Source organism: Mesomycoplasma hyorhinis ATCC 17981, assembly GCF_000383515.1.
In the GTDB taxonomy this organism is placed as follows: Bacteria; Bacillota_I; Bacilli_A; order Mycoplasmatales; family Metamycoplasmataceae; genus Mesomycoplasma; species Mesomycoplasma hyorhinis.
Genome location: NZ_KB911502.1, coordinates 1 through 13,855, shown reverse-complemented (window position 1 = coordinate 13,855; position 13,855 = coordinate 1). Strand labels below are relative to the sequence as shown.

Here is a 13,855-nt window from a genome sequence, read left to right as displayed (position 1 = left end):
TTCTAAACCACTAATTCCCGATTCTAAATATTTTTTCGCTCAAAAAGATATTTGACTTGGATTAAGATTATTTTCAAGTGAAATTTTAACAATTGGTTCACCAGCTAAAAATCTTTTAACTATGTTTAATCTTTGATCTATAGTTCACTTTTTATTTCGTGGTTTTTTCTTAAGTCCTTCAACTCCTAATTTGTTATAAATTTTTTCTCAAAAATTTACTTGATTTAAAAAATTTTTTGACTTGTATTAGCAAAATCAGGCTTTTTAATTTTAATTCCTTTTTTGTATTTTTTTTACACATTCTAATTTAAATTCTAATGAATATTTCATAAAAAATCCCTTTTCTATTTTTCTAAGAGAAGGGGGATCTGCTCAAAACTAATTACTTTTTTTATTATTAATGTATAAAAATATACGTATAAGTTCGAGGTATTAATTATTATTGATTATTTTTTTGATTCTTGTTCTACTGCAGCTATATCTTCGTCTAATTGTTTATTGGCTTTTTTAGAATTTTCAAAATTTAAATCGAAGAATTCATTTTTTGCAACATAATCAGCTTTATTAGTATCTGCAAATTTTAAGGTTACAAATGTTCCAAAATTTTCAATTTATTCTTTAGTGTCATCGTAGTTTGTAAGAATAATTATTTAGGTAACATCTTCAGTGTTAATTTTATTGAAAATTTCTTCTACTTTATCTACTTTTTTAAATGAAGAATCTTCTGGATTATATCCTAAGGTTTTATAAATGTTATTTTCAAACGATTTTTGTAATATTCTTTTGTAGGAAGTGTTAATTTTGAATTATCTGTAGTTGAAATTTCTACTCTAGTTAATAAAAGTTGGTACAAATTATAGGATTTAACAGTTAAGGTTGCTTTTTCATTGCCTACTTGTTCTCTAATAGTTTTATTTAATTCTTCAGGATTGGTTTGTAATTGGTTTAGTTCTTCGGCATTTGTATTGTGTGCTTTATAAACTTCAGCAATGATTTTACTTTGTTCTTCTAAATCGTCTTGTTTTTCAGGAGATAATTTTGCGATTTTTTCTTCAATTTCTTTTTCTGTTGTTTCATCCAAACTGTGTTTTTGGTTGTATTCTTCTTGAGTTATAAATTTTGTATCTTTGACAAAATCATCTACACTCATTTTTTCATATTGTTTAGCAGAAGGATATCCTAAATAGAATTCATCACGAAGTTATTTTTGTTTTGCAACTTCTTGAGCTTTGTCTTCTTTGGCTTTTTTAACAATTGCTGCATCTAGTGTTGCATTATTGTTTCTTATATCATCAAGGTTTGATTCAAATAAAATGTTTTTGTAAACTATATTATCTAAAGTTATACCTTGATATTTAGTATGTGGTTTAGCTAAGTAGTGTTCTACTGGTTCTGCGAACTCTACTTTTACAAAACGTCCTCAATTAACTGTAGGTTTTTCAGAAGTTAGTTTGTTAGTTAGTAAAGTAATTTTTTTAATTTTAGCTCCAGGAACTTCTAATTGTTTTAAAATACTTTCTATTTTAGGATCACGGGTTAATTCAGTTGGTTTATCTTGTGCAATATAACCTAGTAATAAATAAATGTATTTTTCAAATGTAGTTTTTAGTTCTGGATTTGTTGATATTCCAAATGGTGAATTATCAGCTGTAGAAATTTCTGTTTTTATTAAAGTCAATCCATACATATGATATGGTTTGATATTTATATTTACTTTTTGATTTTCTAGTATTTGTCTGATAATTTGATTGAAATCGTTTGGATTATTTTCTATTTGTGCAAATTCACCGGCATTTGTGTTGTGTTTTTTAAATATTTCGTTTTTAATTTTGTTAATTTCTATTGGATCTTTTTACTTGTTTTGAGCAAGTGTTTTAATTTTATCTTCAATTTCTTTGTTAATTAATTGAATTTCTGCTGCTTTTTTATCATACTGTTCTTGAGTTATAAAATTTTCGTCAGCTTCGAAATCCTTTGTTGTCATAGCTAAATATTCTTTAGCTTTTGGAAATTCTTGATAAAAATTATCACGTTGTTCTTTTTGTTCTTCAATGGTTTTTGCAGTTGTTTCTGTTTTTGAATTTTGATCTTTTCCTAATAATTTAGCAAGAATTAATTCATATTCGGAACCATTTTCTTTAAGTTTTTTAAGTAAGTTTGCATTTTTTTGAGCAAAAATTACATAATCTTTAATTGTTTGTTTAACTTGTGCATCTGTAGATAATTTTTCATTGTATGTATTAGCTAAACTTAGAGCTAATTCAGCATTTATATGTGCACTTAGTTGTTTTGTGTAATTTACTAATTCTTCTGGAAGGGTTGAATTTGGTTCAAATGCTTTTGGACCAGTTGCTTGTTGAGCACTTATGTTTTCTTCTAAAAAGTTAGTAATAATTTTGTTTTTTCTGTTGTTTTTTGTTCTTCTGAAAGTTTGGTGTCATCATCTATTTTTGAGAGTTCTTTATCTATTTTAAGAGACTCAGCTAATGAAATAATGTCATCTTTAAATTCAATTAATTGTTGTTGATCAGTTGGTAATTTTATTTTAGAGTTTTCTTTTGCTTGTATTGATCCCAAAGTTTTTAAAATAACAGGCGAATATAGAGAAATTGGAGTTTTATACTCAATTTTAGTTTCTACTTTTGTTTCTGTTTTACGGTTTGGAAGGATTAAAGCCATAGCAATTATAGAAGGGGAAGCAAGTACTAAAAATACTGCAATACCCAACGCTAATTTACTCTTTTTTATGCTTTTAAAGTTCATCTATTAACCTCTTTTCTTTTACTAATAATTATATATATGCCAAGTATTTCGTACAAAAAACATCAGAAACAAAGGAAAATGAAGAAAAAATAAGTATTTTTTATTATTAATTAATCTGATTAAATAAAAAAACCACTACAAAATAACCGTGGTTTTAAGGCATAATTTTTTAATGTAATTTTTGATTTTTAAATTAAATTTTTATATAACAAAGTTTATATTAAATACTAAAAATATTCAATTTATAATCATTAATAATTAGGTGTTTTTAAATATATTAGCTAAAATTAAATAAATTAAATATTCAACAAATTTATTTTCCTTTTTGATTTAAAGCGCTATATTTATAATATATAATCATAATTTTTTAATAAAAAATATTTTTTTGGAAAATTAAATTTAAAGAAAAATAAAGGATTTTTATAAAAAATAATTTAAAGTCTAATTTAAAGTCTAATTTAAAGTCTAATTTAAAGTCTAATTTTGATAATATATAATTATAATTTTTTATATAAAAATTTTTTTTGATCTTTAATGTACAAACTAATCGTATTCTATTTATTTGTTTTAATTTTTCATTCACCTGTTTTTTTACTTCCTTCACGGAAAAGCTTCTCGGATTTTTGTAATTGTTGTAAATCCAAATTTAAAGTAGCTCTAGAAATTTTTAATTGTTGAGATATTTCGCTAATTGTAATATTTGGATTTTGTTTTATTAAATCTAAAATAATTTTTTGTCTTTCAATCACTTTATCTCTAACATTATGTTTTAAACCATTTCGATTAATATTAGTTGATTCGTAATTTCTGTTATATAAAGTTACTTTGACCATATTGGCATTAACATCATACCTAGGTTGCTTATCAAAATTTTTATAACTATCGAAGATTAACTCAACACCTCTTCCTTGTTCTTCTACGAATTGCAATAAACGTAAAATTTGAGCAATACCTTTATTTCTTCTATTATTTACACCGTTTTTAATTTGTTCTAGCGTTAAATTCTCTACTAAGCCACCTGGTGAATAAACTTCTACTCTATCATCAAAAAAGCTAATTGTTATATCTGAATTTATAAGACTATAATCTCTATGACAAAATGCGTTTAATATCGCTTCTCTTAATGCTTGAGTTGGATAATCTCTAACTTCTAATCTATAAGTTTGATTTGGAAAAGTAGCTTTGGTTTTGTTGTAAATTTCTGTAGTTTTTAGTATTGTATCAATTTGTTCTAATATTGAACCTGATAAATCTGCTTTATCTAAAAAAATTTCTTTTGTAAGTCCTTGATAATAAGCTAATTTTGTGACAATTTGACATTGATCACTAAAATACAATGCAATGTTGTTATATTTGTTATCATCATTTATTAAAGATAGTTTTTTAGGATTAAACTTTATATTTAACTTTTCTAAAGCTTTTTTAAAGTAATTAAAAGTTAAATCTGTCCTTTCGATAGATTTTTTTCAAAATAATATGGCTCAGAGTTCAAAAACATCCTTCCTATTTGTTCTAAACTTGCACGTTGAGTGGTGCTACCAATTCTAACAAAAAATTCAGGACTAGAATTACTTAAAGAATAGGGTTTTTGCTTACCTTCTCTCACTGTGATTTTAATAGGGATTGTGCTACTATCTCAATTTATAAGATCGTAGCCATCATTAGAAAGTTGGGATTTTCACATAGACAATTTATCTATTCACATTTGTTTTGTCTTATCATCTATTGGTTGAATAATACAACGAGTTTCATCATCAACACCTAAATAAATTATTCCACCATTTGTATTCAAAAAAGCTAAAATAGTTCTTGCTACTTTATCATTTATTTCTTGTTTGTATTCTACATTTGTATCTTCGATTTGTTGCATTGTTTTACAAATATTTTCTTGATTTTTCTTCATTTTAACTCCTACAGTATTTGGTATTTTTATTTTATAATAATTTATTTATTTTCTTTTTCTGTAGTTGTTAAGAAAATATCGTGAATACTTACATAGTCTACATTATGTTTACTTGGAAAGACAATTTCAATTTGTTTTATAAAATCATTAACATCGAAAGTATATGTAACCATTGACTTATCTTTGGATCAAATAGGTTGTTGTTTTATACTTAATTTAGTTTGTTTTCCATCTTTATTAGTTACATTAACTACAAATGGGTCTTTTATGTATTTATCTAAACCTGCTTTAGCTGGTCAGAAATAACTAGGATCATTTTTAAATTTAAGTTTGATTTGTCCAACAAAATTTCTTTTTTCTGTTTTTGGTTTTACGAAAAATTTAATATCTTTTGAACCTGGTCAAGCAAATCAATAATAACCATTTAAAAAGACATTTCCAGGTTTGTAATATTGTAATCATCAACTACCAATTTGTGTAGCATCAGTAGCTCAATGTTTAGTTAATTCTTTATCATCAATAATTTTGTTCAAGTTTTTTCAATCGTGTTCATAAAATCTAGCATTTGCTAAATAGTTAATATGATATTTTATTTTTAATTGTCCACTTTGATTATTAACAATTTGGAAATAAAAAGAATCTAAAAGTTTTCTGTATTTTTCATCTACCAAATTAGTGATAGTTTCTTGATTTACAAAAGAAGGAAGTAATTTATCTGAAAGTTTATTTAATTCTTCTTTTACTTTATTTTCAATTACTTCTAAAGATTCAATATCTAAAACTTTATTTTGATTTGAAAGTAAAATTTCTTTAGGATTTGAAAAATTTTCATCTTTGGCAAGTAATAATTTTTCAATTAAGTATTTACCTTTTTGATTAAAAATGGTAGAAATGGTAATATCTAATTTATTTTGTTCTTTATTAAATAAAAAGCTGTTATTTTTTTCAGTTTTTAATTGTTGTTCTTGTTGATTTTCTTGATTTTTCAAGACTAGTTTAAACTTATTTTTGTTTAAATCTAAATTTGTATCTAAACTAATATTTAATTTACCTGTTTTTGTATCAATATTAGAAATTTGTTTAATTTCTAGTTTATTTTCAAAAACTCAAGGTGTAAAAAGATTAAAACTAGCAATGACTGCTTCTTGATTTGCTAAATCGTATACATCAATTTTATCTACTTGATATTTTTTATTTAATTCTAAATTTGAAAAAGTTAAATTTACTTCTTTTTTGAAGCCATTTTGATCAATTGTGCCTTCTGTAGTTAATGTTTTATTCTTGTTGGAATCATCAAAGTAATAAACTTTTATTTTTTTATTTTGATTAAAATCTACTTTAGAATTTTTTAGATCATCGTTTATATCAATTTTTGCATCTACAGAATCAAAAGTCCTTGATTTTACTTCAAAGTTAGAAAATGTTTGAGAGATTTTCAATGAATCACTTATATTAAAATCCTTAACTGAAAAATTTGTTTTTTGTTTTGAATTATCGAGTTTTTCTAAAGTTAAAAATTTGAGTGTATATTCTTTGTTTACTTCTAAATCTTTAAGATCTAATATATATTCTAAAACTTTAGAATCTTTTAGTTCTACAAAAGAAGTTTGCGCAATTTTATTATCACTAGAATGATATTCTAATGACAACTTATTATTTAAATATAAATCTGATAATTTAGAAAACTTTAATTTTATTTTGTATGAAGAGTGTTTGTCAGTTAATTTTTGTGAATCTACTTCTCTTTGTAGAGTGATTTTTACATCTTCTTCGTTAATAAAGCTAATATTTTGTGCAAAATCTTGTTTGTTATAAATAATATTGTCAGTGTTTTTACCTACATTTTCTAAAGCTTTTGTAGGTTTTGAAACAAATTTTATTTTATCTAATGTATAAATAGAATTTGCAGTCAAATTAGAAACAACAAACTCTATTTTGTATTTATTATTTGCATCTTTAGTAATTTTAGCTTTAGATTCGATTTTTTTATCTTGTGATTCTAATGAAACTAAAACTTCTTGATTATCTTCAAGAATATTATCTTCGCTAGTTAAAAAAATATTAATTTTATATTCATTTTCCTTCATTTTTGAAGCAAAATTTGAAAAATCAAAGCTAATGTCTTTGGTTTTTGTAATAAAAGTTTTTATTAATTCAGTAGGTAAATATATCGGGTTTTTTATTGCAGTATCTACGTAGGTAGTAGAATTGATTTTATATTCAGAATTTGAATCTAAATCGTTTAAATTAAACACTAATTTATTATTATTTATAGTAGAAATTGCTTCTTTTTGTGTGTTGTTTTTTATATTTAAAACAAATAACTTCACTTCTTTTTCTGAAGCAATTTGATTATTTTGTGCTAGTGTAAATTCTACATTTGCAGATGTAGGACCAACATTATAAAAATTTACATTATTTACTGTAGTTAATGTATTGTCAATAGCAGACTGTTGTGTATGTTCTTGGTTTGTTGAAGAACTAGCAAAAACAAAACGAATATTTCAATCTCTTAGATTAATTGAGATTTTATCTTGTTCAATAGATTTTAGCCTAAAAATTCCAATTGTGTTAAAAGATGTTTGTTTTAGTCTAATAATACCATTACCATCTGTTGTCTCAGAAAATGAAATTAACTTATGATTATTTTGATCTTCAAAAGTAAGTTGTACTTTTTTATTTGCAGATAATTCCTTGTTTAGTCTGATTTCTTGTGGTTCAATAGCATTATCTCAAGTGATATTTCTTAAATTAATTTGAGGATCTAGTTTTAAAATTAATTCAGTGGCCTTATCATCTTCATAAAGACCTGTTAACAAAAAATAAGGTCTAGCAAATTTTTCTGTAACTGAAGGATAATAAATAATAGCTTCTGCATTTTCATTTACAGAAGAAATTTCGACTTTTGGAACTGAATTTAGTTCTTCAAATTTGGCAAAAACAACTTTATTTGCATATTTAGCATCTAATTTAATTTTCGCAGCTATATCGGAAGTACTATTTTGTTCTCTTTGTTTATATTCTAGTTTATATTGTTTGTTTTGACTTAATTTATTAACATTAGAATTTGTATAAGCTAAAGGTACAGCAATAGATACAGTTATTACAAAGAAGATAACAACTGCTAGTATAATAATTCAAAATTTTTTTCTTAGTATTTTCATGATTAATTCCTCTATTTTATTTTTTGTTGTAATAATATACACTAAAAAATAAAAATTACAACAATTGAGCAGATCCTCTTTTCTTAGAAAAATAGAAAAGGGGATCTGCCCAAAAGTGTGTTTTCTTAAATTTTTTTTGGCAAAAATCAAAAAAAAAAAAAAAAAAAGAATAAAATTTATAAATAGTGATGGAGGGTAAGTGTATGAAAAAAGTAAAAAGTCTTTTATTATTATCTGTAATTCCTTCATTTTTCTTTTTAATTTCTTGTACTCAAGAACAAACTCAAAATCAAATTTTAGAAGAAGTTTCTTCAAAAATGAAGCAGTTTTTAAATGAAGATGAAAAATTAAAATCAGATGTAATTCAAAAATTAGATTTCAAAAAGATTTCTGAAAACAAAGCAAGTTTAGATATTACTTTAGAATCAAGTTTTATGTCAATTTTTTCAAATCCAAAAGCTCGACTCAACTTAGAAGTAAAAATTTCCAACATTAATAAGCGAATTTACAAAAGAAAGAATGAATTTGAAAAAAATAATGCAACTTTTTTAATTGATAATATAAATCCAAGTCTTGATTATAAAGTAGAAATTATTAAAATTAATGATAAAGAAGTTGCTTTAACCGAATCTGAATCCAATAATTTTCACTTTCAAATAAAAGCTACAAAACCAGCGCCAAAAAAAGAAGAAGAACCAGCAAATAACAATACACCACCTACTCAAGAAAGTAGTCAACAAGAACAGCCAAAAAATAATGATTCATCCTCACAAGAACAATCTCAACCAGATAAAAACGAACCACAACAAGATCAAAAAACACCAAGCTCTGATAATCAAAGACAATTTACTCTTCCTGATAATTTTCGTTTTCCAACTCAACAAACTGATTTATCTGCGAATGAATATCCTTCTTTTGCTTCAAAATATCGAGCCATTGATCCCCAAGCTTTATATAAAGAACTTTATGATAGAACCTTTTCTGTTAAATTTGGAATAACTTTAAATAAAGGCGTTAAAAATTATGGTTCACCTGAAAACAAATTTTTAGCAACTGAAAATGGAACAACTTGACTTTTAGATTATCATAAAAAAGATGAAAATAATTACAAGTTATTTTTTGCCACAAACCTTCATGTTGCTTCACATTTATCAAATACTTTAGATGAAAATCTTTTAAAAAATTTTAATTATGAAGATCCAAGTCATAATAAAGCAACTTCTATTTCTTTAGGTAAATCTTCAACAGAACCTAATAGTTTTTTAATGCACAATAATAACTATGATTTTTCAACTAATCAAAATAATATAACTAAATTTTATGCTTCAGATCCTAATTTTAAAAATGCAAATTATTCAGATCTATCTGCATCAGTTACAACCAAAACTGAAGCTTTTTCTGCTCCTAAATTAATTTTTGCTGGTTATGACTTTATTGATCGCAAATATATCCAACCTTTTCAAGATGAACTACAACAAAGAGTAAAAAGTACTTTGGATCATTCTACAGATGATGAAGAAACTAATGAATATAGTGAATACAAAATACTCCAAAATGCTTTAAAAACTAAAGAATTTATTCCTTTATACACAGATTTTGCTGTTTTTGAATTAGATGTTAATTTAGCTAATGCAGATTCAACACTAAAGAGTTGAATTTTAAAAGCAATTAATGCATTAAATGAATATATAAAACGAAATAAAGAAAATGAACTCCCAAATCAAGACAAATCTATTTCTAATTATATGCAAAGTATGGACTATGTTTCTGCTAAATATTTGTCCAACAATAGCCAATATTTAACTAATTCTAAAAATGCTTATGTATTAGGGTATCCTGGAATTGATAACGGGAAATCGACATTAGCTTGAAATAATCCTACAGAGAGAAACGATGATAATAACCCGCCTTCTTATTGAAGATCACCAAAAAATAAAGAAGCTTTTGCTATTTCAAGTGATGGATACCAACAAAAAATGCTAAATCAAAATTTAAATCCATATACTAAAGTTTTTCATAGGGTTTTAGGTGATTATTATGGATTTACTAATAATATAAAATTTTCTTCACTTTATTTCGGTGCCTCAGGGTCACTAGTTTACAACGAATTTGGACAAATGATTGGAATTTATAGTGGCGTGCAAGTAAATGGAGAAAAATGAAATTTATTAAAATTTGCATCGTATACTCCATTTTTGCTTTCAAATGATTTTAGAGATGGAGATAATAATAAAGTTATTAAAGCATATAATTTAATTGATGGTTCTAATAAACAAAAATTTCCTGCTCAAACACGTTCTTATAGACAAAATTTACAAGAAATTTATCCAAATGGATTTGAAAATGGAAATTTTACAACAGCATTATTTCCAAATGGTTTTAAATAAAAAACAACAAAAAAGAAGCATTGTAGCTTCTTTTTTGTTTATAGTTTTAAATTAATCTAAAGAAATTATTTGATCAAATTTAGATAAAAATTTATTATTGAAATGATGTGTTATAAAAATAAGTGTTAAATCTTTATTTGAAAGTAAACCATAAACTATTTTGTCAAAATTTTCTTTATCTAAACTAGATAATCCTTCATCAATGATCAAAATTTCTTTAGGTTTGTATAATGATCTACCAAGATGAATTTTTGAATTTGACCAGTAGAAAAATTATCTGTGTCTATCTCTATCGTTTTTTCTAGTTCTAGATTTTGATAGTTTATTTTGTCTAACAACGGAATTATTTCTTCTTTAGTTTTTGTTTCTAAAAGGGTAATATTTTCTAAAGCTGATGCATTAATTAAATCTGAATTATTATACACATAGTTAATATATTCATTTATAGAATCGGGTTTTAATTTTTTAATGTCATATTTGTTATTTATTAGGATTTGACCTTTAAATTCCTTCTCAATTCCTAATAAAATCCTTGAAAATGTTGATTTCCCTGAACCATTAGCACCTTTTAATAAATACTTTTTACCTTTTTGGATTTCTAAATTTAAATTATTAAATAAGATTCTATCTTCAATTTTATAGTTTAAATTTTTAATACTAATTGAAGAGAAAGCTTCTTCTAAATCTTGCAATTCATTTTTTGGATTTTCTACTTTAAAAAGAGGATTTTGTTTAAAATTTTTGATATTTTTTCTACTTGCTATTAAATTAGGAAGTAAATCAAAAAGTTCTTCTATATTAGTGAAAAAAGAATCAAAACTTAATTGGACTAATGCCATTAAAGAAATATTTGCAAATATAGCTACTTAATCATTTAAGTTATTATAAGAATTTCAAAGAGAAAAGAATACTAATGATATGGTAACTAAAAATGCAAATAATTTACTTGTATTTTTGTTTACAAAAGAAATAAAATTGGATAATTTTCAATATTTTTTTTCATATTTTAAAAGACTTTGATATTTTATGTCTATAACACCTTCTAGTTTATCGGATTTATTTAAAGCATATAAAGTTGGTAAGTTTTTCAAAAAATCAGCTAAAAATGAATTAAATTGTGATTGTTTTTCTAGTGTGGTTTCTAATAAAATACTTACTTTCTTAGATAAAAAAGTTGTGTATAAAAAGAAAATTATCAAAATCAAAATTGTTGCTAAACCCAGTATTCAAAAAAAATAAAATATTATACCTAAAGTGATTGTAATAATAGAAATGATTTCAGTAATCTTGAATAATTTAGTATAAAAAGTTGAAACAATTGTTTCAATAGTATTGTTTATTTGTGAACAGTAATAACCAGGTGATTTTTGATTATACTCTTTAAAAGTTACCCTAAGTAAAAAAGACTGAAAACGCTTAATTAGCTTCACTTTGTGATGAATTAAAAAACCTTTAAAATAAGCTGTATTTATTGTTTCAAAAAGTCTTAAAATTAGTCAAACTAAAAAGTAAGATATACTTCAAAATAAAAGGAAAAACCAATTTTTATTTATGATAGAATAAAAAATAAAGTATGGTGAAATTATATTAAAAACATTAAAACTGACGGTAAATATTACGTAAATTCAGTTTCAAATAATAAATCAAAAATGCTTTGGTGGTTGTTTCATTGCTTTTCCTATAATTCAATAATTTCATCAAATAAATGCTTAATTTCTTCTGGAATATGATGGCTAACAATAAAAATAGTTTTATTCATCTGAGATAAAAAATCTTTATAAATTTTTAAAACATCCTTTTTATATATATTGTCAAAAGCTTCATCCAAACACATAATATTTAAGTCTTGATATTCTAATCTTGCAAGGGCAATATTCTGTTTTCACCTTCAGATAAGATAGAATCATTTATTTCTTTGTTTAAATCTGAAAATTCTAAAATATCATATTTTTTAACTAAAGATTCTAATTTTTCTTTATTTAAATTGTTATCTCATAAACTTATATTATTTTCTAAAGTATCTTGAAAAATAATATTTTCATTTGTAAGTAAAGCTATATTTTGTCTTAAACTTTTATCTAAAATGTTTTTGTATTCCAAATGGTTATTTATTAGTATTTGACCTTCATAGTTAGTAATTAGTCCTGAAATAAGTTTTAAAAGAGTTGACTTTCCTCTTCCTGAAGGCGATACTATTCCGTATTTTTTAGTTGTTAAAAATTCAAGATTTAAATTTTGAAAAATACTTTCATTTTCATTGTACTTAAAACTTAAATTTTTAATAGAAATGCTTTTTATTTCTTCATTTAATTCTCTTTTTATAGAAGAATTATCTTCTTTTGAAGGAAGAAAAATTTCTAAATAAGGTATAAAACTTTTAAAAATTAAAACAAAGGAAAAGACTGAAGAAACTGAGGCAATAAAACTGGTTGTTAAAGAAAATAGACTAATAAAAGATTCTCAAGCAAATGTTTTATTGTATGTTAAAACTGATAAAGTAATTAATGAACTAAATAAAAAAACTGAAAAAATAATTTCTAAAAAATATTGACTGTAATAAAACTGTTTAAAAAATTGAAATTCTTTTGTGTACTTATCCAAAACTTGGTTTTTTAAAAAGGATTTAAAAATCTTTCTTTTATTGAAAAAGTAAAATAGCTTGAATAAGCCAAAAAGTTTAATTTGTTTTTTTGCATTCAAACTTAATATTTCTTCTAATTTTTCTTGTAATTTGTTTAAGACTGGAGAAAATTTTACTAGTATAATAATAGAAATTATTAAAGCTATAAAGCAATGTAAAATAATTATTCAAATTTTAATTTCTGTCAAAAATAAAAACAAAATAGTGAGCGGAATATTAAAAAATGAAGAAAAAAGAAAAGAATAAATTAGTTCATTCATAGAAAAAACAATCGATAAATTTACATTATACTTAGAAATATATGAAGTTTTGCTTTCTAAAATATAATCATATGATTGTTTAGCTATTTTATTAGTTAAAAAATTAATATTTTTTCTCTTGGTGTTATATAAAACATTATTTGTTTTAAAAATTAATATTAATTCAATGAAAAAAAATAAAACAAAAGAAACAACAGGCATGCAAATTCAAGTTATAAATTCTGGATTTTGAATTTCTACTTTATTTTTTATAAATTTTATTAAATAAGAATAAGTAAACAAATGAAGATTTAAAAAAGAATAAAATAAAAACTTAAGAAACAAAATTAGGAAGTTGGATGTTTTATTTAAATTAATAAAATAATTAATAATGCTAAAAAGTTTCATAATTTTGAAGTGATACTCTTTTCTTAATAAAATTTTAAATAATTAAATTAATTATAATTTGAAATGAATGTTTCCCTAAATTTAATGGGAGACATTCATTTTATTTTATCTTTAATTCGTTTGTAATTGTAATAATAAATATAATTTGCAATTGCTTTGTGAAGTTGTTTAAAAGTTAAAAATTCTTTTTCGCGGCCATAAAAACATTCTCTTTTTTTAATGTCCCAAAAAACGATTCAATAATGCTATTATCTAAACAATTTCCTTTTCGAGACATGGACTGAGTTATTCCTTTTTGTTTTAATTTTTCTGAAAATTGTTTATGTTGATATTGTCAACCTTAATCACTG

11 protein-coding genes and 3 pseudogenes are annotated in these 13,855 nt (G+C 23.6%); 1 reads left to right on the top strand and 13 read right to left on the bottom strand.

The window, feature by feature from the left end:
* The 8 genes and pseudogenes from F801_RS04280 to F801_RS0103675 all read right to left on the bottom strand — a co-directional run.
* A pseudogene (locus F801_RS04280) lies at positions 1-330 on the bottom strand (helix-turn-helix domain-containing protein); the annotation flags it as partial.
* Positions 331-736: 406 nt separating this feature from the next.
* Positions 737-1,150, bottom strand: coding sequence for a hypothetical protein (locus F801_RS0103710; RefSeq protein ID WP_013301884.1), 414 nt, complete (start codon positions 1,148-1,150; stop codon positions 737-739).
* A gap of 51 nt (positions 1,151-1,201) precedes the next feature.
* Complete coding sequence (locus F801_RS0103705; RefSeq protein ID WP_014335339.1) at positions 1,202-1,687, bottom strand: hypothetical protein; 486 nt, start codon at positions 1,685-1,687, stop codon at positions 1,202-1,204.
* A 165-nt stretch (positions 1,688-1,852) separates the two neighbouring features.
* Positions 1,853-1,984: a hypothetical protein gene (locus F801_RS04490; protein WP_014335338.1), complete on the bottom strand. Its 132-nt coding sequence runs from the start codon at positions 1,982-1,984 to the stop codon at positions 1,853-1,855.
* A 392-nt stretch (positions 1,985-2,376) separates the two neighbouring features.
* Positions 2,377-2,763, bottom strand: a complete 387-nt coding sequence (locus tag F801_RS0103690; protein ID WP_013301882.1) for a hypothetical protein — start codon at positions 2,761-2,763, stop codon at positions 2,377-2,379.
* A 554-nt stretch (positions 2,764-3,317) separates the two neighbouring features.
* On the bottom strand, positions 3,318-4,100 hold the full coding sequence (locus tag F801_RS04475; protein WP_230493937.1) for an ATP-binding protein: 783 nt from the start codon (positions 4,098-4,100) through the stop codon (positions 3,318-3,320).
* Between the two features lie 101 nt (positions 4,101-4,201).
* Entirely contained in the window at positions 4,202-4,666 is a 465-nt protein-coding gene (locus tag F801_RS04470; protein ID WP_036446778.1) for an AlbA family DNA-binding domain-containing protein, read from the bottom strand.
* 41 nt (positions 4,667-4,707) lie between these two features.
* On the bottom strand, positions 4,708-7,830 hold the full coding sequence (locus F801_RS0103675) for a hypothetical protein (protein WP_020104670.1): 3,123 nt from the start codon (positions 7,828-7,830) through the stop codon (positions 4,708-4,710).
* A 203-nt stretch (positions 7,831-8,033) separates the two neighbouring features.
* Between F801_RS0103675 and F801_RS0103670 the strand changes: the two genes are divergently transcribed.
* The gene (locus tag F801_RS0103670; protein WP_014335336.1) at positions 8,034-10,217 is read left to right on the top strand and encodes an MIP family Ig-specific serine endopeptidase; all 2,184 of its coding nucleotides are present in this window, start codon (positions 8,034-8,036) and stop codon (positions 10,215-10,217) included.
* Positions 10,218-10,268: 51 nt separating this feature from the next.
* On the opposite strand, the gene F801_RS04465 is transcribed toward F801_RS0103670, so the two are convergent.
* From F801_RS04465 to F801_RS04110, 5 genes and pseudogenes are all read right to left on the bottom strand, one after another.
* The gene (locus tag F801_RS04465) at positions 10,269-10,427 is read right to left on the bottom strand and encodes an ABC transporter ATP-binding protein (RefSeq protein WP_015083987.1); all 159 of its coding nucleotides are present in this window, start codon (positions 10,425-10,427) and stop codon (positions 10,269-10,271) included.
* Positions 10,397-11,056, bottom strand: a complete 660-nt coding sequence (locus F801_RS04460) for an ATP-binding cassette domain-containing protein (protein WP_020104668.1) — start codon at positions 11,054-11,056, stop codon at positions 10,397-10,399. Before F801_RS04460 ends, F801_RS04465 begins: the two co-directional genes overlap by 31 nt.
* Before the next feature lie 27 nt (positions 11,057-11,083).
* Complete coding sequence (locus F801_RS04455; RefSeq protein WP_230493936.1) at positions 11,084-11,647, bottom strand: ABC transporter transmembrane domain-containing protein; 564 nt, start codon at positions 11,645-11,647, stop codon at positions 11,084-11,086.
* Between the two features lie 248 nt (positions 11,648-11,895).
* A pseudogene (locus F801_RS04115) lies at positions 11,896-13,505 on the bottom strand (ATP-binding cassette domain-containing protein).
* A gap of 47 nt (positions 13,506-13,552) precedes the next feature.
* Positions 13,553-13,845: pseudogene (locus F801_RS04110) on the bottom strand (IS3 family transposase); the annotation flags it as partial.
* Positions 13,846-13,855: the final 10 nt, after the last annotated feature.